Annotated in this window: 21 protein-coding genes; 16 read left to right on the top strand and 5 right to left on the bottom strand. The window is 68.3% G+C overall.

Annotated elements, in window-relative coordinates; translation table 11 throughout:
- Position 1: 1 nt before the first annotated feature.
- The 8 genes from purL to AC5Y31_RS06940 all read left to right on the top strand — a co-directional run bounded on the left by purL (position 2) and on the right by AC5Y31_RS06940 (position 9,470).
- A complete protein-coding gene (gene purL / locus AC5Y31_RS06975; protein WP_065023492.1) occupies positions 2 to 2,308 on the top strand; it encodes a phosphoribosylformylglycinamidine synthase subunit PurL in 2,307 nt (768 codons plus the stop codon).
- A 10-nt stretch (positions 2,309 to 2,318) separates the two neighbouring features.
- Positions 2,319 to 4,037: an alpha/beta hydrolase gene (locus AC5Y31_RS06970; protein ID WP_065023493.1), complete on the top strand. Its 1,719-nt coding sequence runs from the start codon at positions 2,319 to 2,321 to the stop codon at positions 4,035 to 4,037.
- 23 nt (positions 4,038 to 4,060) lie between these two features.
- Complete coding sequence (locus AC5Y31_RS06965; RefSeq protein ID WP_499979172.1) at positions 4,061 to 4,462, top strand: sterol carrier family protein; 402 nt, start codon at positions 4,061 to 4,063, stop codon at positions 4,460 to 4,462.
- 44 nt (positions 4,463 to 4,506) lie between these two features.
- Positions 4,507 to 6,021: an amidophosphoribosyltransferase gene (gene purF / locus AC5Y31_RS06960; protein ID WP_301633447.1), complete on the top strand. Its 1,515-nt coding sequence runs from the start codon at positions 4,507 to 4,509 to the stop codon at positions 6,019 to 6,021.
- A gap of 129 nt (positions 6,022 to 6,150) precedes the next feature.
- A complete protein-coding gene (locus AC5Y31_RS06955; RefSeq protein WP_065023559.1) occupies positions 6,151 to 7,416 on the top strand; it encodes an aromatic ring-hydroxylating oxygenase subunit alpha in 1,266 nt (421 codons plus the stop codon).
- A 6-nt stretch (positions 7,417 to 7,422) separates the two neighbouring features.
- Complete coding sequence (locus tag AC5Y31_RS06950; RefSeq protein WP_301633448.1) at positions 7,423 to 7,752, top strand: hypothetical protein; 330 nt, start codon at positions 7,423 to 7,425, stop codon at positions 7,750 to 7,752.
- Positions 7,749 to 9,002: a metal-dependent hydrolase family protein gene (locus AC5Y31_RS06945; RefSeq protein WP_499979170.1), complete on the top strand. Its 1,254-nt coding sequence runs from the start codon at positions 7,749 to 7,751 to the stop codon at positions 9,000 to 9,002. Before AC5Y31_RS06950 ends, AC5Y31_RS06945 begins: the two co-directional genes overlap by 4 nt.
- Positions 9,003 to 9,017: 15 nt before the next feature.
- Positions 9,018 to 9,470 carry a MarR family winged helix-turn-helix transcriptional regulator gene (locus tag AC5Y31_RS06940; RefSeq protein WP_065023497.1) on the top strand — a complete coding sequence of 151 codons (453 nt, stop codon included), beginning with the start codon at positions 9,018 to 9,020 and terminating at the stop codon, positions 9,468 to 9,470.
- A 9-nt stretch (positions 9,471 to 9,479) separates the two neighbouring features.
- Here the strand turns inward: AC5Y31_RS06940 and AC5Y31_RS06935 are convergent, their stop codons facing one another.
- Genes AC5Y31_RS06935 through AC5Y31_RS06925 form a run of 3 tightly spaced genes read right to left on the bottom strand, consistent with a single transcriptional unit; the run spans position 9,480 to position 13,114 of the window.
- A complete protein-coding gene (locus AC5Y31_RS06935) occupies positions 9,480 to 11,153 on the bottom strand; it encodes a nitric oxide reductase activation protein NorD (protein ID WP_499979169.1) in 1,674 nt (557 codons plus the stop codon).
- Positions 11,150 to 11,968, bottom strand: a complete 819-nt coding sequence (locus tag AC5Y31_RS06930) for a CbbQ/NirQ/NorQ/GpvN family protein (RefSeq protein WP_499979167.1) — start codon at positions 11,966 to 11,968, stop codon at positions 11,150 to 11,152. The genes AC5Y31_RS06935 and AC5Y31_RS06930 overlap by 4 nt, the downstream gene beginning before the upstream one ends.
- 3 nt (positions 11,969 to 11,971) lie before the next feature.
- Positions 11,972 to 13,114 (bottom strand): spirocyclase AveC family protein, encoded by a 1,143-nt coding sequence (locus tag AC5Y31_RS06925; RefSeq protein ID WP_499979166.1) that lies wholly within the window; start codon positions 13,112 to 13,114, stop codon positions 11,972 to 11,974.
- Between the two features lie 97 nt (positions 13,115 to 13,211).
- On the opposite strand from AC5Y31_RS06925, the gene AC5Y31_RS06920 reads away from it, so the two are divergent.
- The 8 genes from AC5Y31_RS06920 (at position 13,212) to purM (ending at position 20,687) form a co-directional block, all read left to right on the top strand.
- Positions 13,212 to 13,814, top strand: a complete 603-nt coding sequence (locus tag AC5Y31_RS06920) for a TetR/AcrR family transcriptional regulator (RefSeq protein ID WP_065023501.1) — start codon at positions 13,212 to 13,214, stop codon at positions 13,812 to 13,814.
- Positions 13,815 to 13,925: 111 nt separating this feature from the next.
- Complete coding sequence (locus tag AC5Y31_RS06915) at positions 13,926 to 14,684, top strand: SDR family NAD(P)-dependent oxidoreductase (protein ID WP_499979164.1); 759 nt, start codon at positions 13,926 to 13,928, stop codon at positions 14,682 to 14,684.
- Positions 14,685 to 14,726: 42 nt separating this feature from the next.
- Positions 14,727 to 15,941 carry an aromatic ring-hydroxylating dioxygenase subunit alpha gene (locus tag AC5Y31_RS06910; protein WP_499979163.1) on the top strand — a complete coding sequence of 405 codons (1,215 nt, stop codon included), beginning with the start codon at positions 14,727 to 14,729 and terminating at the stop codon, positions 15,939 to 15,941.
- Positions 15,938 to 16,273, top strand: a complete 336-nt coding sequence (locus tag AC5Y31_RS06905) for a hypothetical protein (protein ID WP_065023504.1) — start codon at positions 15,938 to 15,940, stop codon at positions 16,271 to 16,273. The genes AC5Y31_RS06910 and AC5Y31_RS06905 overlap by 4 nt, the downstream gene beginning before the upstream one ends.
- A 34-nt stretch (positions 16,274 to 16,307) precedes the next feature.
- Entirely contained in the window at positions 16,308 to 17,153 is an 846-nt protein-coding gene (locus AC5Y31_RS06900; RefSeq protein WP_499979161.1) for a TauD/TfdA dioxygenase family protein, read from the top strand.
- Between the two features lie 26 nt (positions 17,154 to 17,179).
- The gene (locus AC5Y31_RS06895; protein ID WP_499979160.1) at positions 17,180 to 18,316 is read left to right on the top strand and encodes an acyl-CoA dehydrogenase family protein; all 1,137 of its coding nucleotides are present in this window, start codon (positions 17,180 to 17,182) and stop codon (positions 18,314 to 18,316) included.
- Positions 18,313 to 19,551, top strand: coding sequence for an acyl-CoA dehydrogenase family protein (locus AC5Y31_RS06890; protein WP_499979158.1), 1,239 nt, complete (start codon positions 18,313 to 18,315; stop codon positions 19,549 to 19,551). The genes AC5Y31_RS06895 and AC5Y31_RS06890 overlap by 4 nt, the downstream gene beginning before the upstream one ends.
- A 35-nt stretch (positions 19,552 to 19,586) precedes the next feature.
- The gene (gene purM, locus AC5Y31_RS06885; protein ID WP_065023507.1) at positions 19,587 to 20,687 is read left to right on the top strand and encodes a phosphoribosylformylglycinamidine cyclo-ligase; all 1,101 of its coding nucleotides are present in this window, start codon (positions 19,587 to 19,589) and stop codon (positions 20,685 to 20,687) included.
- A gap of 83 nt (positions 20,688 to 20,770) precedes the next feature.
- Here the strand turns inward: purM and AC5Y31_RS06880 are convergent, their stop codons facing one another.
- Positions 20,771 to 20,938: a DUF3073 domain-containing protein gene (locus AC5Y31_RS06880; RefSeq protein ID WP_082966327.1), complete on the bottom strand. Its 168-nt coding sequence runs from the start codon at positions 20,936 to 20,938 to the stop codon at positions 20,771 to 20,773.
- Between the two features lie 136 nt (positions 20,939 to 21,074).
- Positions 21,075 to 22,154, bottom strand: a complete 1,080-nt coding sequence (ygfZ, locus tag AC5Y31_RS06875; protein WP_065023508.1) for a CAF17-like 4Fe-4S cluster assembly/insertion protein YgfZ — start codon at positions 22,152 to 22,154, stop codon at positions 21,075 to 21,077.
- Positions 22,155 to 22,183 lie beyond the last annotated feature (29 nt).

Raw genomic sequence — 22,183 nt, 5'->3', positions numbered from 1 at the left:
GGTGCCATACACTGTGGCCGTGACCTCCCCGACCCCGCTCGACACCGTCGAACACGCCGCGGCCACCCCCGACCAACCGCAACCGTTCGCCGAGCTGGGCCTCAAAGACGACGAGTACCAGCGCATCCGCGACATCCTGGGCCGCCGCCCCACCGACGCCGAGCTGGCCATGTACTCGGTGATGTGGAGTGAGCACTGCTCCTACAAGTCCTCCAAGGTGCACCTGCGGTACTTCGGCGAGACCACCACCGACGAGATGCGCAAAGCCATGCTGGCCGGCATCGGCGAGAACGCCGGCGTGGTCGACATCGGCGACGGTTGGGCGGTGACCTTCAAGGTGGAGTCGCACAACCACCCGTCGTACGTCGAGCCGTATCAGGGCGCGGCCACCGGGGTGGGCGGGATCGTGCGCGACATCATGGCGATGGGCGCCCGCCCGATCGCGGTGATGGACCAGCTGCGCTTCGGCGCCGCCGACGCCCCCGACACCCGCCGGGTGCTCGACGGGGTGGTGCGCGGCATCGGCGGCTACGGCAACTCCCTCGGACTGCCCAACATCGGCGGCGAGACCGTCTTCGACGCCTGCTACGCCGGCAACCCGCTGGTCAACGCGCTCTGTGTCGGGGTGCTGCGCAAAGAGGACCTGCACCTGGCGTTCGCATCGGGCACCGGCAACAAGATCATTCTGTTCGGTGCGCGCACCGGCCTGGACGGCATCGGCGGTGTCTCGGTGCTGGCGTCGGACACCTTCGGCGGCGACGAGTCCGGTGCCGGGCGCAAAAAGCTGCCGTCGGTTCAGGTCGGCGACCCGTTCACCGAGAAGGTCCTCATCGAGTGCTGCCTGGAGCTCTACGCCGCCGGGCTGGTGGTCGGGATTCAGGATCTCGGCGGTGCCGGATTATCGTGTGCCACTTCGGAACTGGCGTCTGCAGGTGACGGTGGTATGGCCATCGAGCTGGAGAAAGTGCCGCTGCGCGCGGCGAACATGACCCCGGCCGAGGTGCTCTCCAGTGAGTCGCAGGAGCGCATGTGCGCGGTGGTGGCCCCGGAGAACGTCGACGCCTTCATGGCGGTGTGCGCCAAGTGGGACGTGCTGGCCACGGTGATCGGTGAGGTCACCGACGGCGACCGGCTGCAGATCACCTGGCACGGGGAGACCGTCGTCGACGTCCCGCCGCGCACGGTGGCCCACGAGGGCCCGATCTACCACCGGCCGGTGGCCCGCCCGGACACCCAGGACGCGCTCAACGCCGACCGCTCGGACACGCTGCCGCGGCCGGCCACCGGCGAGCAGCTGCGCGCGACTCTGCTTGCGCTGCTGGGTAGCCCGCACCTGTGCAGCCGGGCGTTCATCACCGAGCAGTACGACCGGTACGTGCGCGGCAACACCGTGCTGGCCGAGCACGCCGACGGCGGAATGCTGCGCATCGACGAGACCTCCCGGCGCGGGATCGCGATCTCCACCGATGCCTCCGGCCGCTACACCAAGCTGGATCCCTACGCCGGCGCCCAGCTGGCGCTGGCCGAGGCGTACCGCAACGTGGCGGTCACCGGGGCCACCCCGATCGCGGTCACCAACTGCCTGAACTTCGGGTCCCCCGAAGACCCCGGGGTGATGTGGCAGTTCGCCGAGGCGGTGCGCGGGTTGGCGGACGGCTGTGCGGCACTGGGCATTCCGGTCACCGGCGGCAACGTGAGTTTCTACAACCAGACCGGCGCGACGCCGATCCACCCCACCCCGGTGGTCGGTGTGCTCGGCGTCATCGACGACGTGGAGCGACGGCTGCCATCGGCGTTCGGCGTCGAACCGGGGGAGACCCTGATGCTGCTCGGTGACACCCGCGATGAGTTCGACGGCTCCATCTGGGCGCAGGTGACGGGCGACCATCTGGGCGGGCTGCCCCCGAAAGTCGACCTGGAACGCGAGAAGCTGCTCGCCGAGGTGCTGTGCGCGGCCTCTCGCGACGGCCTGGTCTCCGGAGCGCACGACCTCAGCGAGGGCGGCTTGATCCAGGCCGTGGTCGAGTCGGCCATCGCCGGCGAAACCGGTTGCCGCGTCCTGCTTCCCGAAGATGTTGATCCGTTCGTCTTCTTGTTCTCCGAGTCGGCGGGTCGGGCCCTGGTGGCCGTGCCGCGTACCGAGGAGAGCCGGTTCAGGTCCATGTGCGAGGCACGCGGGCTGCCGGTCACCCGGGTCGGCGTGGTGGACCAGGCCTCGCAGGAGGTGGAGGTCCAGGGCCAGTTCAGCGTGTCGCTGGCGGAACTGCGCAGCACGTCCGAGGCAGTGCTGCCGGGGATCTTCGGATAATCGGGGCGCCATGCAGGCACCGGCCAGACACCCGCTGCTGGTGTGGGCATGGGGGCTGCTGCGCCTGAAGTTCGTCGGGGTGGCGTTCGGCGCGCTGTTCTTCTGCCTGTCGCTGACCCCGTCGCTGTTGCCGCGCGACTGGGTGTTCCAAGGGCTGATCGGCGGCATCAACGCCGCCTTCGGCTACGGCCTGGGCGTGCTGATCGGCGCGGTGGCCGACCGGCTCTTGCTCCGCGGCGCGCGGTGGTGGCCGCCGTCGCGGCGGGTGTTGTTTGCGTTGAAGGCGGCTGTCGTGGTGGCGGCGCCGACGGCGTGCGTGCTAATGCTGATCCCGGCCGCCGGCTGGCAACGGCAGGTCTCGGCGTTGCTGGGAATCGAAGGGCCGGCGACGCTGGGCTACCTGCGTACGCTCGGCGTCGCTCTCGGTGTCGCCGCGGCCCTGGTGGCGGCAGTGCGGACGCTGATCGACATCAGCCGGCTGGTGGCGCGGGCGCTGATCCGGCGCTGGCGCCTGCACAACGAGGTCGCCCTGTTCATCGGCACCTCGATCGTCGTGGTCGTACTGGTCACCCTGACCAACGGGGTGCTGATCCGCGGGTTCTTCGCCGGCGCCAGCGCGGTGTTCCAGCCCCAGAACAGCGCCACCAAACCCTGGGCCATCCAGCCGCAGCAGCCGGAGCGCTCCGGCAGCCCGGCATCGCTGGCGCCGTGGGACACCCTGGGCAGCCAGGGCCGCAGCTTCGTCTCCGGTGGCGCGCACGCGGCGGAACTCAGCGCGATCAACGGCCGGCCGGCCCGCGAACCCATCCGCGTCTACGCCGGCCTGCACAGCGCCGATGACGATCAGGCGCGGATGGAGTTGCTGGTCGACGAACTGGAACGCACGCACGCCTTCGACCGCCAGGTGCTGGCCGTGGTACCGACCACCGGCACCGGTTGGGTCAATCCGGTCGCGGCCAACGCGCTGGAGCTGGTGTACAACGGCGACACCGCGATCGTCGCCGTGCAGTACTCCTACCTGCCGAGCTGGATCTCGTTCCTGGCTGACCAGCGCAAATCGATGGACTCCGGCCGGATGCTGGTGCACACCATCGCCGAGCGCTGGCAGCGCCTGCCCGCGCAGCACCGGCCCAAGCTGGTGCTCTACGGCGAAAGCCTCGGGGCGATGGCCGGTCAGGCCGCGTTCGACTGGCTACCCGACATTCCCGAGTTGGGGTTCGACGCGGTGCTGTGGGTGGGGCCCCCGCAGGCCAGCCCACTGTGGCACGCGCTGCTGGTGCGGCGCGACCCCGGCAGCACCGCGGTGCTGCCGCGCTACGACAACGGTCGTACCGTGCGGTTCTCCCAGGCCACGTTGCCGTCCGAGATCGCCCGGATCGCCGCGCCGCCGTGGGTCGGCCCCCGGGTGTTGTTTCTGCAGCACGCCTCCGATCCGGTGGTCTGGTGGTCGCCGGATCTGCTGTTCGCCCGGCCGGACTGGCTCACCGAGCCGCCCGGCCCGGACCGCACCGCGTCGATGCGCTGGTATCCGGTGGTGACGTTTTGGCAGGTCAGCGCCGATCTGGCGCACGGCGAGTCGATGCCGACCGGGCACGGCCATAACTATGCCGACACCATCCTGGACGGCTGGGTGGCCGTGCTGCCGCCGGACGGCTGGCAGGCGGATGACACCGAGCGGATCCGGGATGCGCTGCGGAAGGACCGCGGAACCGAGGGCGCGGTCGCCTAGCCTGCCGCGCCTAGCCTTGAGATGTGCCCGCCCGTCCCCGCGAAGACCCCGCCCAGACCCGCGCCGCCGTGCTGGCGCTCGCCGACTGGTTGCGCGATGAGAGCCTGCCCGCCCCGGATCGGGCCGAGCTGGCCGCCGCGGTTCGCCTGACCGCGCGCACCCTGGCCGAGCTGGCCCCGGGAGCCAGCGTCGAGGTGCGGGTGCCGCCGTTCGTGGCCGTGCAGTGCATCGCCGGCCCGCGGCACACCCGCGGCACCCCGCCCAACGTCGTCGAGACCGACCCGCGCAGCTGGCTGCTGCTGGCGACCGGGCTGCTCGCGGCGGACGACGCGACAGCGGCCGGAAAGCTGCGGCTGTCCGGCTCACGGGCCGCCGAGATCGGCGAATGGCTGCCGTTGGTGAAACTCGGCGCCGACAGCCCGTAGACTGAACGCTGTCATCTACGCGCGCCCCCGGGAGCAGACACAACGTGCTTGACCAGCAGGTGGAAGACCCTGACAATCCGCCACGCGAAGAATGCGGTGTTTTCGGTGTCTGGGCTCCGGGTGAAGAAGTAGCGAAGCTCACATATTACGGCCTTTATGCGCTGCAACACCGCGGCCAGGAGGCCGCCGGGATCGCGGTCGGCGACGGATCCCAGGTGCTGGTGTTCAAGGACCTCGGCCTGGTCAGTCAGGTGTTCGAGGAGCAGACGCTGGCGGCCATGCCCGGCCACGTGGCGATCGGTCACTGCCGCTACTCCACCACCGGCGACACCACCTGGGAGAACGCCCAGCCGGTGTTCCGCAACACCGCGGCCGGCACCGGGGTGGCGCTGGGCCACAACGGCAACCTGGTCAACACCACCGAACTGGCCCGCCGCGCCCGCGAACTGGGGCTGATCGACACCCGCCGTCCCGGCGTCGCCACCACCGACTCCGACATCCTGGGCGCGCTGCTGGCGCACGGGGCCGCCGACATCACCTTGGAGCAGGCGGCGCTCGAGCTGCTGCCGACGGCGCGCGGGGCCTTCTGCCTGACGTTCATGGACGAGAACACCCTGTATGCGGCCCGCGACCCGTGGGGGGTACGCCCGCTGTCGCTGGGGCGGCTGGACCGCGGCTGGGTGGTGGCGTCGGAAACCGCCGCGCTGGACATCGTCGGCGCCTCGTTCGTCCGCGACATCGAGCCCGGTGAGCTGCTGGCGATCGACGCCGACGGGGTGCGCTCCACCCGGTTCGCCAACCCCACTCCCAAGGGCTGTGTGTTCGAGTACGTCTATCTGGCCCGGCCCGACAGCACCATCGGCGGCCGGTCGGTGCACGCCACCCGGGTGGAGATCGGCCGGCGGCTGGCTCGCCAGCATCCCGTCGACGCCGACCTGGTGATCGGGGTGCCCGAGTCCGGCACCCCCGCCGCGGTCGGGTATGCCCAGGAGTCCGGTATCGACTACGGGCAGGGCCTGACCAAGAACGCCTATGTCGGGCGGACCTTCATCCAGCCGTCGCAGACCATCCGTCAGCTCGGTATCCGGCTCAAGCTCAACCCGCTGCGGGAGATCATCCGCGGCAAGCGGCTCATCGTCGTCGACGACTCCATCGTGCGGGGCAACACCCAGCGTGCGCTGGTGCGAATGCTGCGAGAAGCCGGCGCCATCGAGGTGCATGTGCGGATCGCCTCTCCGCCGGTGAAGTGGCCGTGCTTCTACGGCATCGACTTCGCCTCGCCGGCGGAGCTGATCGCCAACGTCGTCGAGGACGAAGCCGAGATGCTCGAGGCGGTGCGGCGCGCCATCGGCGCGGACAGCCTCGCCTACGTCGGGCTGGAGGACATGATCGCCGCCACTGAGCAGCCCCGCTCGCGACTGTGCAGCGCCTGTTTCGACGGCAACTATCCGATCGAGCTGCCCGGCGACAGTGCCCTGGGCAAAAACGTGGTCGAGCAGATGCTGGCCACCACCGCATTGCAGGCCGACGCAGGCGACCCGGCGCTGAGCCAGCCCTAACCAAACCCCGTCTCCCGCAGCACCTCGCGGCCCCAGCCGACGCAAGTATCAACTACTTGACATTAGGTCGGGCGGTCGATAACGTCGGCGCCATCGAGGCTCGTGACCTGACGACGGACAGGAGTGGTTGTGGCGCGTTTTCCCAAGCCGCCCGAGGGCAGTTGGACTCAGCACTATCCCGAACTCGGTACCGAACCGGTGTCGTACCGGGATTCCATCACGCCGGAAGTCTACGAGAAGGAGCGGGCGGCGATCTTCCGGCGTGCCTGGCTGAATGTCGGTCGGGTAGAACAGCTTCCGCGAAAGGGAAGCTATTACACCAAGGAACTCAAGGTCGTCAACACCTCGATCATCGTGGTGCGCACGACATCTGACGAGGTCAAGGCCTATCACAACGTCTGCCGTCACCGCGGCAACAAGCTGGTCTGGGACACCATGCCGCTGGAGGAGACCAGCGGCAATTGCCGCCAGTTCACCTGCAAGTACCACGGCTGGCGCTATGACCTCGACGGCAATCTGACCTACGTGCAGCAGGAAGAGGAGTTCTTCGACCTGGACAAGAGCCGCTACGGGCTGGTCGGCGTGCACTGCGAAGTCTGGGAAGGCTTCATCTTCGTCAACTTCGCGCGGGAGCCTGAGCAGTCGCTGCGCGAATTCCTCGGGCCGATGGTCACGGCGTTGGACGGTTATCCGTTCGGGAAGATGACCTCGAGGTGGCAGTACCGATCGGCCGTCAACTCCAATTGGAAGCTGTTCCTGGATGCGTTTCAGGAGTTCTATCACGCGCCGGTGCTGCACGGGAACCAGACGCCGGTGGCCTTCCGGGTGGCCGCCGAAGAAGCCGGTTTCGAAGCGCCCCACTACCGTCTTGAGGGGCCGCATCGGCTGGTGAGCACCTCGGGGGTGCGGGCCTGGGAGATGCCGGCGGAGATGCGCAAGCCCATCGAGGAGATCTGCCAGAGCGGGTTGTTCGGCCCGTGGGACGCGCCGGACATGGGCCCGATGCCGGAGGGCCTCAACCCCGCCAAATGCGATCCATGGGGCCTGGATTCGTTCCAGATCTTCCCCAACTTCACGATCCTGTTCTGGGGCCAGGGCTGGTATCTGACCTACCACTACTGGCCGACGTCACATGACTCGCATATTTTCGAAGGGACGCTGTACTTTCCGCAGCCGCGCACGCCGCGGGAGCGGGTCGCCCAGGAACTGGCGGCGGTGTCGTTCAAGGAGTACGGGTTGCAGGATGCCAGCACCTTGGAGGCGACACATACGATGCTCGGCACCGGCGCGGTGGACCACTTCCTGCTCAACGACCAGGAGGTGCTGATCCGGCACTTCCACTGCGAAACCGCCAGGTGGTTAGCCGAATACGATCACTCGAACGTGAGGGTGTGAGTGTTGATGACCGCTATGCTGCCGACGGAGTTCGCCGACCTCGAGCCGTTCAACGACTGGTGTCTCGGGTCTGAACCGGAGCGCTACGCCAAGCGCATGAACAGTTCCATGGCGGACATGCAGGCGTTCTACGACGCCATCACGGCCCGCGCCGAAGACGCGCTGGCCTACTGCGACAAGTTCAGTCTCGACGACCTGCCCGAGGACGTGCTGAACCTGATGCACCTGCTGTATTCCATGATCACGGTGGCGTTTCCGGCTGAATCCTGGAAGCAGCCGCGAGTCCCCGACTCGGGTGCCGCCGTCATCGAGTGCGTCTACGAGCCCTTCCCGTGAGCCTTCCGGCAACCACCGTGGTGCGTGCCGCCCGGTGGCTCGATATCGATGCCGGGGTGGTGCGTTCCCCCGCCGTCGTGCTGATCGAGGACGGACGCATCACCGCGATCAATCCCGAAGCGCCGGTTGAGATTTCCGCTGACGACATCGACCTCGGTGACGTCACGTTGCTGCCCGGTCTCATGGACATGGAACTCAACCTGCTCATCGGGGGGCCGGGCAGCCCCGAAGGGCTTCCCACACCGCTGCACGGTGTGCAGGACGACCCGGCCTACCGCACCCTACGGGCCGCGGTCAATGCGCGGACCACCCTGGAAGCCGGGTTCACCACCGTGCGCAATCTCGGGTTGATGGTCAAGACCGGGGGCTACCTTCTCGATGTCGCCCTGCAGCGCGCCATCGACCAGGGCTGGCACGTGGGCCCTCGCATCTATCCCGCCGGTCACGCCGTCACCCCCTACGGCGGTCATCTGGATCCGACGGTCTTCCAGCGGCTCGCGCCGGGTGTCATGCCGTTGTCGGTCGCCGAGGGCATCGCCAACGGCGTACCCGACGTGACCGCCTGCGTGCGCTACCAGATCCGCCACGGCGCCAAGCTGATCAAGGTGTCGGCCTCGGGCGGGGTGATGTCGCACAGCACCTCTCCGGGAGCCCAGCAGTACTCCGATGCCGAGCTGGCGGCGATCGCCGACGAGGCGCACCGCGCGGGGGTGCGGGTGGCCGCCCACGCCATCGGCGACAAGGCGATCCGGGCGTGTATCCGGGCCGGCATCGACTGCATCGAGCACGGTTTCCTGGCCACCGACGCCACCTTGGAGATGATGGTCGAGCACGGTACGTTCCTGGTCTCCACCACCTACTTGACCGACGCCATGGCCGTCGACCGGATCGCGCCCGAACTGCGCAAGAAGGCCGCCGAGGTTTTCCCGAAAGCCAAGGCCATGTTGCCCCGGGCGATCGAGGCGGGCGTACGCATCGCGTGCGGCACCGACGCGCCGGCCATCCCGCACGGCCAGAACGCCAAGGAACTGTCTGCGCTGGTGCAGCGCGGCATGACACCGCTGCAGGCACTGCGCGCGGCGACCGTCACCAGCGCCGAGCTCATCGACGCCGCGGACGAACTGGGGCGGCTGGCGCCCGGCTACCGCGCCGATATCATCGCGGTACCGGGTGATCCGACCCGGGACATCGGCACCACTGGTGACGTGCGTTTTGTCATGAAGGACGGCCGAATCTACAAGCGCAGCTGACCGGGAAGTGAGCACATGGATCTCACCCGCAACACCCTGTGGCTGCTGAAGCAGGCCTTCTACTATTCGCTGACGACCGTGAACGAGGCGATCAGCGATCACGGGGTGAGCACCGCGCAGATCGGGTTGTTACGCCAACTGTCCGGCGAACCCGGGCTGTCCGGCGCCGAGTTGGCCCGCCGGCTGCTGATCACCCCGCAGGGGGTGCAGCTGGCGTTGAGTGCGCTCGAGGGCCGCGGTCTGGTGGAGCGCAAGCAGGATCCTCGGCACGGCCGGATTCTGCGGGCGTATCTCACCGACGAGGGGCGTTCGGTGGCCTCGGCGGTTGTCGCCGACGCGATCGCCGCGCACGACAAGGTGTTCGGGGTGCTGACTGCGGAAGAGCAGGAGACACTGCGCGCGCTGCTGACCCGCGTGGTCGAGCAGGGGACCGGGCATACCCTGTTCGGCGACCATGTAGAGAGCTGACCGCAACATTCATCGGGGGGCCGGCTTCGGCGCGGCGAGTTCGGCGAGGGCAGCCGAAAACAACTCGTCCATCTGCGGGCTCAACTCGGCCAGCGTCATGGCGCTGGCATGGCTGGCCGAGCAGAAGGCCTCCCGACCGGCCTCCGCGGCTCCGATGGTAAGGCACAGGCACGCAACGCCGTCCGCGCGGAGTTCCTCAATGGCCTTGCCGACGTCGGCTTCGGCGTAACGCCCTTCGTAACCGAAGTCGTAGGGGAAACCATCCGACAAGACCAGCAGCAGACGATTCGGGGTACCCGCATCCGACTTGAGAATTTCTGCGGCGCCCCGGATTCCAGCGCCGAGCCGGGTGTAGCCCGACGGTTGAAGGTGGTTCAGGCGGGCTCGCCCGATGGCGCCGAAACGTTGGTCGAACGTCTTGATCGCCGGCAGCTGAACCGACTGCCGACCCTGCGACCGAAACGCGTAGACGGCCACCCGATCGCCGAGTTCTTCGAGGGTGACGGCCAGGGTGGCCGCCGCCCGTCGCTGATGGTCGTGTACCGCAAGGCCACCCGGATCAGCATCGGTCACCGACCCGGAGGCATCCAGCAGGATCAGCACGCCGAGATTACGCGCCAGCTTGCGGCGTTCGGTGTAGACGTGTTCGGGCGGCGAATGGCCCGAGCGCAGGTCGACGAACAGCTCGATGAGCGCCTCGAGGTCCAGCTCGTCCCCATCGGCGCGGCGCCGTAAAGCCTTGGGTGCCAAGCCGACGCGCGCCAGACGCCGTCGAAGCACATCGTCGTGGAACACACCGGCGTCCGAGGCGTCTGCGGCAGCAGTGAGCGGGAAATCGACCACCCGGCACCAGTCGCGCCGGTAGGTGTTGTTGAAGACATCCCACTCGGGATACCAAGCGCCGCCTACGCCTACCGCCGCGGCGGGCCTCCCGTCGGTGAATCGGATCCGCTTGGGCAGCGGCCGGGCGTTCGCTCCGCTCGGCTGCGTCCGCCGCAGCGAGCGCACCGGCAGTTCCCCGCCGGAGTCGCTGTCGCCGGCCGAGCGCGAGCCGCCGAGCAGCTTTCGCAGAAAGTCGGAGAGCGCTTGCGAATTGAAGACCGGATTGTCGAAGAGTTTGAGGATTCTGCTTTCGCCCGACCCTTCCCCGTCCGCATCCTCGGGGGCCTCGGTGAAGTTGAATTCCGGCCGCAGGTCCGCATCGGTGGCCTTGCCGGCGGCAGGGGGCGACGCCAACAGCCGAGAGGGTTTGATGACTCCGAACCACTCCGGCGGATCTGCGACCTTCACCCGGCTCCTGGCCGCCTTGAGCGATTCATCGGCAGATGCCGTACGCGGGCGCACCCCGGAGCGAAGCGTCGCTGCCAGCGGAAGCCGGTCGGCGAGTTCGGCCAGCACCCGGTCGCCTTCGAGTGCCAGGTAGCGCCGCGCCACCGATGGGCGTGACCGGAGTGCCTTGACCAGCCGCGGATCCAGGCTCCGGGCGCCGAGCAGAGCGCCTTGGACCAGCACCTCGCGGCGCTGCTGCGCGCACCCGGCCCCCGCCGACACGAAGACGACACGGCCGTCGGTGTAGGCGGGCTCGCCCGCCGGTGCCCGCGAGACACCGACCGTCCTGCCCGCCAGGTAGCCGGCGAGAAACCGGAGCCGGTCGGGGTTCTCGGGACCGTCGGAAGCGGTCACATCGGGAGAACAGCGTCGACGAGTTCGCCAAGTGCGCGGATGACGTCGGCGTCGTCGGAGAGGACTTGGACGATGGCGGACCGGACGGCGCTGCGCAGGTTCAGGCCTTCGGCGACCAGGCCGCCGGCCAGGATCAGCATCCGGGTGGAGGCGCCTTCCCGCAGCGGTGAGCCGTCCAGGTTCCGGATGGCGTTGCCGAGCGCGACCAGCGCATGCGCGGTCTGCGCATCGATCCCGGCTTCGTGCGCAACGATCGCGACTTCGATCTCGGCAGGAGGGAAGCCGAGCTCGATGGTGACGAACCGCTGGCGGGTCGACTCCTTGAGGTTCTTCAGCACGCTTTGGTATCCGGGGTTGTAGGAGATCACCAGCTGAAACCCCGGCGCCGCAGGCACTGTCGTGCCGAGCCGATCGACGGGAAGCTCACGGCGGTGATCGGCCAGGGGATGGATCACCACGGTGGTGTCCTGGCGGGCCTCCACCACCTCGTCAAGGTAGAAGACGGCGCCTGCACGCACGGCGCGGGTCAACGGGCCGTCCACCCAGACCGTCTCTGAGCCTTTGAGCAGGAAACGGCCCACCAGATCCGCCGACGTCATGTCCTCGTGACCGGCGACGGTGATCAGGTCGCGGCCCAGCCGATGGGCCATCGCCTCCACGAACCGCGTCTTCCCGCATCCCGTGGGACCCTTCAACAACACCGGCAAACCGCGGCCCGCCGCGGCCCGAAATACCTCCACCTCATCGCCGACTCCGCGGTAAAACGGTGTCCCGGAAGGACTTTCCATGGTTGCGTGCCGGCTGTTGGACAGCATCTTTTAGTTCCCGCGCTCGAAGGGCACGACAGGGGGCACCGAAACGCCCTCGGGCATCACCAGTTGGCCGTCGACATTGATGTATCCGGAGCGATTGGTCGGTATCGGCAAGGCGGGATGCGGGCACGGCTTGTCGGTGCCGTCACCGCAGATGCCCCCGGTGAAGTAGGAGCGCTGCTGGTGGTCTTGCGGCCAGGGATCGGCGTGCAGGGCGATCCATTGCGCGGGTCCCATGTAGAAGGCGAAGAAACACGCGCTGACCCCGGCGAAGATCGCCAGAAACCGGGCGAACTGCTGGCGGGCGAATCCACCCGGGACACTGTCGAGTCCGCGCTCGACGACGGTGCGGCCGCGATCATCGGTGAAGTAGCGCAGACAGCACAGCGCCGCCTGCACGGCTCCCCACATCAGTCCCTCGTAAACGGGCCACTGGTAATAGGTGTCGGCATTGAGCGACACGGATCGGATGGCCCCGGGATAGGTGTACAACCCAGTCGGGAGCAGGACCAAGCCCTCCATGACGAAGTCGAAGACGAACGCGATCGCATAGGTGACGGCGATCAGGCGGAGATTGCTGATGTCCGGCCAGCGCGCCTTGATCTTTCGCATCACCCAGCATCCGGCGATGGTGATCAGCAGCACGCCGTAGGCGTATCCCGGGGCGTTCGTCAACAGCGGCTCGGCGACCTGACGGCCCGGTTCCTCGGGGGAGACCCACCCCGGAATGTGCGCCGTCCACGAACCCCGGTTGAACAGCCAGGTGTTGTAGGTGCACCAGGTGTTGAAGTAATTGAGCAGCGGATCCTGAAAGAACATCAAGCCCATCGATGCAAACAACATGCCGTCCAGCGTGATTCGCCGCTCGCGTCGCCACGGCCGGATGAAGAACCACCAGATGGCGAACGGCAGGCCGACCCACAAAACGATGGCGTTGGCCATCAGGGGCACCTTCATGTACATCGGCGGATCGTTCGGCCCTACCGGGACGCGTTCGAAGAACGGTCCGGTGATCCACCGCGCCCAGACATACAGCTGCAGCGCCAGCAGCGCCCCGCCGACGGCGGCCCAGATCCGGACGCCGCCCCGGTGACTGGAGGATGTCGGCTCGGCGACAACGTTCTTTCGACTCGACACGCCGCTACTCATGATGCGGTCCCTTTCCGATAGCGCAGTGGGCCAAAATATACTCACCGGTATCTAAGCTGCCAAGGGGTATCGCAGATTCTGTGGGATAATTTCGACCATGGTGGAGCGGTGGACCCGGGAGCGGAGGCTGGCGCACACGCGTTCGCTATTGCTGGATGCCGCCGAGGAAGTATTCGCCGAAAAGGGCTTCAATACGGCGACTCTCGATGACATCGCCCAAGCCGCCGGCTACACCAAGGGCGCCATCTACAAGCACTTCGCCGGCAAAGAAGAGCTTTTTCTGGCGGTCAGCGACCGCTATTGGCGGCGCTATTTCGACAACTTCGCCGACGTGATGGCCAACGCGAGTCAGGTCGGGGCGCGCGAATTGGACGACATCGCCGAACGTTGGCGGCAGCTGAGCCTGGATCATGGCGCCGAGCACGCCGCGCTCGGGCATGAGTTCGCGCTGTATCTACTGCGCAACCCCGAGGCCCGCGAGCGGGTCGCCGGCAAGCGGGCCGAGGTCGTCGAGCAGCTGGCGACGTTCATCGTCGAGGGCGTCGAACGGCTCGGCGGGACTCTGCTGATTCCGGCGCAGACGCTGGCCCAGGTACTGGTAGCCACCAGCGATTCCGCCGTGCTGGCCAGTCAGCTCGACGACGTCGATCTCTACCGGCCGATCGTGGCGATGTACGTCTCGATGATCAAGCTGCCCTGAGCCGATGTCCGCAGCGCAGATCGCCAGCACTTGAGATCAATGACAAGTACTTGATAATATTCTTGCGATGTCCGAGTTCGCGATCCGCCGAACGGCGCCGAAGGGGATGCAATGACCACAGTGGTGCCGCCGCGGGTCGCCGTGGTCACCGGCGGAGCCTCAGGCATGGGCGAGGCCACCTGTCACGAACTTGGCCGGCGTGGCTATCAGGTCGCCGTCCTGGACATCAATGACCAAGCCGCACAGCGGGTCTCCGATGACCTGCGCGGCGAGGGCGCGACGGCGCTGGGCATCGGAGTCGACGTCACCGACCGGGCCGCCGTCGACGACGCCTTCGCGAAGGTGCGCAGCCAGCTGGGACCGGTCGCCGCTCTGGTCACCAGTGCGGGCCTATTCGTCTACTCCGCCTTCGCCGAGATCACCCCACAGGAGTGGGCGAGAATCATCGACGTCAACCTCACCGGCACCTTCCACTGCTGCCAGGCGGCGCTGCCGGACATGGTCGACGCCGGCTGGGGGCGCATCGTGATGATCTCGTCGTCGTCCGCCCAGCGCGGAACGCCGTTCGCCGCCCATTACGCGGCATCCAAGGGCGCGGTCATCACCTTGACCAAGTCGCTGGCCCGCGAGTACGCCGTGCACGGCATCACGGTCAACAACATCCCGCCCTCGGGTATCGAGACGCCCATGCAGCACCAATCGCAGGCAGCCGGATACCTGCCGCCCAACGAGCAGATCGCCGCGAACATCCCGCTGGGCCGGCTGGGTAGCGGAGGCGACATCGCCGCGGCGGTCGGATTCCTGTGCTCGCCGGAGGCCGGCTTCATCACCGGGCAAGTGCTCGGCGTCAACGGCGGGTCAGTGATGTGACACAGCGGATTTCGCCGGCACCAGGCAAACAGGGAGGTTCAGATGCAACGATCCGGTAGGCCCGCGGAGGGTTCCTGGACCGAGCACTACGATCTCGGCACCGGTCCGGTCTCGTTCGCCGATTCCACGTCGCGCGAGTTCTACGAGGTCGAGCGTGAGGCGGTGTTCAAGCGCGCCTGGCTCAACGTCGGCCGCGTCGAGGAGGCGCCCGGCCACGGCAGCTACGCCACCAAGGAGATCGAAGCGGCCCGGGCATCGGTCATCCTGGTCCACGCGGACCGGGGGATTCGCGCATTCCACAATGCCTGCCCGCGGTGCGCGACGAAGCTGGTCTGGGACGACTTCCCGGATCGCGAGACCGTCGGGCAATGCCAGGAGTTCACTTGCAAACGCTGCCGCCGCAGCCACGGATTCGACGGTGCCGACCCGGATCTCGTCAGTGTGCATTGCGACATCTGGAACGGCTTCATCTTCATCAACTTCGCCGACGAACCGCGGCAGGGTCTGCGCGACTTTCTCGGGCCGATGATCACCGGTCTCGACGACTACCCGTTTCAGAAGCTGACCGAACGCTACGACTGGGTGGCCCACAACAACAGCAACTGGAAGATCTTCGCCGACGCCTTCCAGGAGTACTACCATGTGCCGGCACTGCATTCACAGCAGGTTCCCGCTGCGGTGCGGGTACCCGACGCCGGCTTCACCTGTGGTCATTTCCAGCTCGACGGGCCGCACCGGTTGGTGTCCACCGCCGGCCGGCGCCGCTGGCTGCTGCCGCCGGAGTACATGTACCCGATCGAGCGGGCCACCCGCAGCGGGCTGGTCGGCCCCTGGCAGACCCCCGACATCGGCGAGGTGCCGGCCGGGGTGAATCCGGGCGGCATCGAACCGTGGGGGATCAGCAACTTCCAGATCTTCCCCAACACCGAGATCCTCATCTACGGCGGCTGGTACCTGCTCTACCGGTACTGGCCCACCTCGCACAACACCCACCGGTTCGAGGCTCACACCTATTTCCATCCGGCCCGCACCGTGCGCGAACGCATCGAGCACGAGGTGGCCTCGGTGGTGCTCAAGGAGTTCGCACTGCAGGACGCCGGCATGCTCGGCGGCACCCAAGCTGCGCTGGAGTACGGCATCGTCGACGATTTTCCCCTCAACGATCAGGAGATCCTGGTCCGGCACCTGCACAAGGTGGTCAACGACTGGGTGGACGACTACCGGAGCGACCACGCCGGCGCGGGAGCGGCCCGATGACCGCCAAGAGGCTGCCCAGCGCCTTCGCCGAACTGGAGAAGTTCACCGAAACCTGGTGCTTGCCAACGGAAACCGAACGTTTCAGCCAGCGGCTGGCCAGCACCATCCCGGAGTTGCGGCTCTTTTACGAGGCGTTCTTCCCGCGGTTGGAGGAAGCGATCGACTACTGCGACAAATTCGCGCTGGACGAGCTCCCCGAGGACGCGCTCAACCTGCTCCATCTGATCTATTCGCTGGTCATGGTGGCGATGGCGGTGGAAGTAATGGGCCAGCCCGCCCCCGTCGATGCCGCCGACGCCGTCATGATCCGCACCGGCTGGCCGGTTCCGTGACCACCGGAAATCCATCGCCGAAAGGACGCAGCCGATGAGTCTGCTCACGATCAACAAGCTCACCTCTTCCGTCGGCGCCGAGGTCGTCGGCGTCGACCCGCAACGGCTGGTCGACGACGACCAGCTCGCTGCCGCAGTTCTTGACGCACTGGAGGACAACGGGGTCTTGGTCTTCCGCGATCTGCAGCTCAAACCCCGGGATCAGGTCGCGTTCTGCGGGCGGCTGGGCAGCGTCGACTTCTCCTCCGACGGACACCACGAGGTCGCCGGCATCTATCCGATCACGTTGAACACGACGAAGAACTCCGCGGCGAGCTACCTGCGCGCCACCTTCGACTGGCATATCGACGGCTGCACGCCGACGGGTGACGAGTGCCCGCAGAAAGCCACCGTGCTCTCCGCGGTGCAGGTGGCCGAGCGTGGCGGCGAGACCGAGTTCGCCAGCTCCTACGCCGCCTACGACGTACTCACCGACGATGAGAAACAGCGCTTCGGCTCGCTGCGGGTGGTGCACTCGCTGGAAGCGTCCCAGCGCCGGGTCACACCCGATCCGACACCGGAAGAACTGGCGAAGTGGCGGGCCCGGCCCACCCACGAGCATCCCCTGGTGTGGACGCACCGCACCGGCCGAAAGTCGTTGGTGCTGGGCGCCTCCACCGACTACGTCGTCGGCATGGATCTCGATGAGGGCCGCGCGCTGCTGGCCGAACTGCTGAGGCGCGCCACGGTGCCCGCCAAGGTCTATCGGCACAAGTGGTCGGTGGGCGACACCGTCATCTGGGACAACCGCGGCGTGCTGCATCGCGCCGCCCCGTACGCCCCCGACTCGCCACGTGAGATGCTGCGTACCACGGTGCTCGGCGACGAGCCGATCCAGTGACGGCCCAACGGCACGAAGGAGGCTCGGTGGCCGAACTAACCTCGGAGACAGCGCTGTTCGTCGACACAGCACGCGCGTTCCTGGACAAACACGCGACGCTGACCGCGCAGCGTGAGTTGCACGCACAAGGCCGCTCCTACGACCCGCACTGGTGGACCCAAGCCGCCGAATTGGGCTGGGCCGGCTTGTTGGTGCCCGAGGAACTCGGCGGGGGCAGTGTCTCGGCCAGCGGTCTGCACGACCTCACGGCGATCGCCGAAGCGATCGGGCACACCGTTGCGCCGGGGCCGCTGTACCCGGTGAGCACCGTGCTGGCGGGTCTGGTCGACGCGGACAACCGCGCCGAGCACGCCGCGACCATAGCGGCGCTGGTCTCCGGTGAGCAGGTGGCCACTTGGGCGGCAGACGAACCGGGCCGGGCCTTTCGGCCACACCAGCCCACTGCCACCGCCACCAAAACCGGGACCGGCTACCGGCTCAACGGCGTCAAAGACCGGGTGGAGGCCGGTGCCCAGGCCGACCTGATCCTCGTCGGCGCCCGTACCGACGACGGTGCGCTGCGGCAGTTCCTGGTCGGCGCCGACGCCCCCGGGGTGACGGTGCGTCCGCAGGCCTGCATCGACCTGGTCAAGCAATACGCGCGGATCGAGCTCAACGACGTCGAGACCCAGGCAGTCGTGGGCAGCGCAGCGCAGACAGCGCAACTCATCGACCGCCAGGCCCAGGTGGCGATCGCCCTGACCTGCGCCGAAACCGTGGGAATCCTGGATGTGGTGCTGGCCATGACACTCGAGTGGAGCCGGGATCGGTACAGCTTCGGCCGGCCGCTGGCGTCCTACCAGGCGCTCAAACACCGGCTCGCCGACATGACCATGTGGCTGCACGCCGGTCGCGCCGTCACCGCCGGCGCCGTCGACAAGGTGGCCGCGCGCGCCGCGGACGCCGCGGTGTGGGCCGCCGCCGCCAAGTCCTATCTCGGCGAGCACGCCGGGCTGCTGGTCCAGGAATGTGTCCAGCTGCACGGCGGTATCGGCGTCACCTGGGAGCACGACCTGCACGTGTATCTGCGCCGCATCACCTTGTACGCCGGGCTGTTCGGCACCGCCGCCGAACACCATCAGGCCATCACCAGGGCCGCGAGCGCAACGGAGCCGGCCGCATGAGCCAGACCGCAGAGCTCACCGTCGAGGAGTTCGCCGCTCGAGCGCGCAGCTGGCTGGCCGCCAACATGCCGCGACTCGACCCGCAGCAGCCGCCCCGCAACGGTCGCGACGACGAGGGCGCCTGGCAGCGTGCCCGGGAATTGCAGCGGCGGCTGTACGACGGCGGCTTCGCCGGGATCTGCTTCCCGCGCGAATACGGCGGTCTCGGCCTGGACATCCGCTATCAGAAGGCCTTCAACGTCGAATCCGACGGCTACGAGATGCCGTTGATCCTCAACGTCCCGACCTTCACCATCTGCTGCGCGACGCTGCTGGACACCGGAAGTGAGGAGCAGAAGCGCCGGCACATTCACGCGGCGCTGCGGGGGGAAGAGGTGCTCGTCCAGCTGCTCTCCGAACCCAGCGGCGGATCCGATCTGGCGGGGCTGATCACCCGCGCGGATCGCGACGGGGACAGCTGGGTGATCAGCGGGGCCAAGACGTGGAGCACCAGTGCCTTCGCCGCCGACTATGGGCTGCTGCTGGCCCGCACCGACTCGACGGTGCCCAAACACGACGGCCTGACGATGTTCCTGATGCCGGTCGACGCGCCCGGGGTCACGCTGCGGCGCATCGAACAGGTCGACGGCTCCAACGAGTTCTGCGAGGAGTTCTTCGACGGCCTGCGCCTCGGCGACGACGCGGTGGTCGGGGAGGTCAACAAGGGCTGGGACGTCGCCTCCCGGCTGCTGTTCCACGAACGCCGCGCCGTCGGACAGGGCTCGGAGTTCGCCAGCGGCCGCGGCCCCGAACGCACTGAAATGGCCGCCGGCGACTTCCTGGCCCTGGCCGCCGACGCCGGAACCGCCGACGACCCGCTGACCCAGGACAAGATCGGCCGGGTGCTCGCCCGCCGGATGGTGCGCGATTGTCTCGTCGACTACGTCGCACGCGCCACGCGCACCGGGGCGCTGCCGCCGGCCGCCGGCTCGCTCATCCGGCTGTTCCACTCCGACGTGACCTTCCTGGAGGTCGACACCGCCACCGAGGTCGCCGGGCCGCTCGGCGTCGTCGACGGCGAGGCGCGGCTGCTCAAAGTCGGCAAACGGTACCTGTCCCGCCAGACGGTGGCGCTGGGGGGCGGCAGCAACGAGATGGCGCGCAATGTCATCGCCGAGCGCGTCCTGGGCCTGCCCCGCGAATACGCCGCCGACCGGGGTGTCCCGTTCAACCAGGTCCGACACAACCGGGCCTGACCGCGACCGCCGCGAGCACGGTAGCCTTTACCGCGATGACGGATCCCGCAGCACACTCGAGCGCCCAGGGCGTCACCTACGCTTCGGCAGGTGTGGACATCGACGCCGGTGACCGGGCCGTCGAACTGATCAAACCGCTGGCCGCCCGGGCCACTCGGCCGGAGGTGCGCGGCGGGCTCGGCGGATTCGCCGGGCTGTTCGCCCTGCGCAACGACTATCGCGAGCCGTTGCTGGCGTCCTCCACCGACGGCGTGGGCACCAAGCTGGCGATCGCCCAGGCGATGGACAAGCACGACACCGTGGGCATCGACCTGGTCGCGATGGTGGTCGACGACCTGGTGGTCTGCGGCGCCGAGCCGTTGTTCCTGCAGGACTACATCGCCGTCGGCCGCACGGTGCCCGAACGGGTCAGCGCGATCGTCTCCGGTATCGCCGAAGGGTGCGTGCAGGCCGGCTGTGCCCTGCTTGGCGGGGAGACCGCCGAGCACCCCGGCCTGATGGAACCCGACCACTACGACATCTCCGCGACCGGCGTCGGCGTGGTGGAAGCCGACGACGTGCTGGGACCGGACCGGGTCCGCCCCGGTGACGTCCTGATCGCGATGGGCTCCTCGGGCCTGCACTCCAACGGCTACTCGCTGGCTCGGGCGGTGCTGCTCGACATCGACCGGATGAACCTGGCCGGACACGTCGAGGAGTTCGGCCGCACGCTGGGCGAGGAACTGCTGGAGCCGACCCGCATCTACGCCAAGGACTGTCTGGCGCTGGCCGCCGAAACCCAGGTGCGCACCTTCTGCCACGTCACCGGCGGCGGCTTGGCCGGCAACCTGGCCCGGGTCATCCCGGACGGGTTGGTCGCCGAGGTGGACCGCGGCACCTGGACGCCGGCCCCGGTGTTCGCGATGATCGCGCAGCGCGGACGGGTGAGCCGCGACGAGATGGAGAAGACGTTCAACCTCGGTGTCGGCATGGTCGCCGTCGTCGCGCCGGAGGACACCGACCGGGCCCTGGCGATCCTGACCGCCCGCCACGTCGACTGCTGGCCGCTGGGCACGGTGGCCAAGGCCGGCAAGACCGCTGGGGAAGACGCCGCGAGCGCGGGCGCCAAGCTGGTCGGGCAGCACCCGAGGTTCTAGCGCCCCGGCGGTCCGGCGAGCCTCGACGGAGGAGAGGTGAAGCTGGGGCCGCCGCACCAACCCGGCGGTTCAGGCCTCAGCGCTCAGCGGCGCCAGTCGTCGTCACTGCTCCACGAGTCGTCACCGTCTGGGTCTTTGACCTCAGCTCCAGCCAGCTCACGTTGGAGCTGGGTGAAATCGGTCGACGGTGAGCTGTACTTCAGCTCTCGAGCAACCTTGGTCTGCTTCGCCTTAGCCCGGCCGCGGCCCATGGGGGGACCCCCTCGCGCAATAACGGAGCGGCCCCACGAGCAGGCGGCTCCGATCTGAGTGTGTGTATTGTCCTGCCGACAGCTTACCCGGTGGTCCGGCCGACCGCCGACCTGGCCTGTGCCGGTGTGACGACCGTCAAACCCGGCCCCGCAGCCGGTCGACGGCGACGCGCCCCGCCCCCCGCACATCCGGCGGCGGCATCGATTCGGCGTCGATCACCGCGCTGACCTCCCCGCCGGGGCCGGTGGACAACGGGGTGTCGGCCGGCAGTCCGCGCTTGAGCAGTGCCAGGGCGATCGGTCCCAGTTCGAAGTGATCCACCACGGTGCCCAGCCGGCCCACCGGGCGGCCACCGGAGGTGATCGGGTCGCCGGTCGAAGGCCGGTCCACCGATCCGTCCAGGTGCAGCAGCACCAGCATCCGGGGCGGCTTGCCCAGGTTGTGCACCCGGGCCACGGTTTCCTGCCCGCTGTAGCACCCCTTGTCCAGGTGCACCGCGCCGACGCCCGGGCCGCCGATCCAGTTCATCTCGTGGGGGATGGTGCGCTCATCGGTGTCCAGGCCCAGGCGCGGCCGACGCGCTGCCACCCGCTCGGCCTCGTAGGCCCACACCCCGGCGGGCTTGACCCCGGCCCCGGTCAGCCGGCGCTGCCAGGCGGCCTTCTCGGCGCGCGGCACGAGCAGCTCCAGCGCGTGTTCGCCGGGTCCGCGCCGTACGAACGCGCCCGAGTCACCGATCGCCACCGCATCGGTGCCGGGCAGCGCGCCCACCCCCAGCGCGTCGCGCACCGCCGGATCGGCCAGGCGGGGACCCAGCAGGGACAGCACCGCGAGATCGGCGGGCTGAATCGTCACGTCGGCCCAGAACACCATCTTGCGAAGGTGCTCGGCCAACGGTTCGCCGCGCCACGGCTCGGTGTCGAGATAAATGGTGTCGCGCAGTTCGGTTTGGATCCAGTGATTCGTGAGGTGGCCTTTGCCGTCCAGGGTCAGGTTCTCGGTGGTGGCGCCGTCGGGAAGTTCAGCCACGTGCTGGGTGCACAGGGTGTGCAGCCACGTCCTGCGTTCCGGGCCGCCGACGGTGAGCACGGCCCGATGGGATCGGTCCACGACTACGGCTTCGGTTTGGGCACTTCGCTGTTCGCCGAATGGATCGCCATAGTGCCAGACTGCGCCGGCATCGGGGCCGGGATCGGGGGCGGGTACCGCGGACACAGGTCAACTCTACGGAGCCGCTACGCTCA

Source organism: Mycobacterium sp. NGS18 (assembly GCF_059813185.1).
The sequence above is the reverse complement of the archived record's forward strand: the minus strand, read 5'-3'. Positions and strand labels throughout refer to the sequence as shown.

Bases quoted from the DNA above. Each gene is read 5' to 3' on its own strand.
- AC5Y31_RS06970 (WP_065023493.1), top strand. From the start codon at position 2,319: ATGCAGGCACCGGCCAGACACCCGCTGCTGGTGTGGGCATGGGGGCTG.
- AC5Y31_RS06950 (WP_301633448.1), top strand. From the start codon at position 7,423: ATGACCGCTATGCTGCCGACGGAGTTCGCCGACCTCGAGCCGTTCAAC.
- AC5Y31_RS06940 (WP_065023497.1), top strand. From the start codon at position 9,018: ATGGATCTCACCCGCAACACCCTGTGGCTGCTGAAGCAGGCCTTCTAC.
- AC5Y31_RS06930 (WP_499979167.1), bottom strand. From the start codon at position 11,968: ATGCTGTCCAACAGCCGGCACGCAACCATGGAAAGTCCTTCCGGGACA.
- AC5Y31_RS06925 (WP_499979166.1), bottom strand. From the start codon at position 13,114: ATGAGTAGCGGCGTGTCGAGTCGAAAGAACGTTGTCGCCGAGCCGACA.
- AC5Y31_RS06920 (WP_065023501.1), top strand. From the start codon at position 13,212: ATGGTGGAGCGGTGGACCCGGGAGCGGAGGCTGGCGCACACGCGTTCG.
- AC5Y31_RS06915 (WP_499979164.1), top strand. From the start codon at position 13,926: ATGACCACAGTGGTGCCGCCGCGGGTCGCCGTGGTCACCGGCGGAGCC.
- AC5Y31_RS06910 (WP_499979163.1), top strand. From the start codon at position 14,727: ATGCAACGATCCGGTAGGCCCGCGGAGGGTTCCTGGACCGAGCACTAC.
- AC5Y31_RS06905 (WP_065023504.1), top strand. From the start codon at position 15,938: ATGACCGCCAAGAGGCTGCCCAGCGCCTTCGCCGAACTGGAGAAGTTC.
- AC5Y31_RS06900 (WP_499979161.1), top strand. From the start codon at position 16,308: ATGAGTCTGCTCACGATCAACAAGCTCACCTCTTCCGTCGGCGCCGAG.
- AC5Y31_RS06890 (WP_499979158.1), top strand. From the start codon at position 18,313: ATGAGCCAGACCGCAGAGCTCACCGTCGAGGAGTTCGCCGCTCGAGCG.
- purM (WP_065023507.1), top strand. From the start codon at position 19,587: ATGACGGATCCCGCAGCACACTCGAGCGCCCAGGGCGTCACCTACGCT.
- AC5Y31_RS06880 (WP_082966327.1), bottom strand. From the start codon at position 20,938: ATGGGCCGCGGCCGGGCTAAGGCGAAGCAGACCAAGGTTGCTCGAGAG.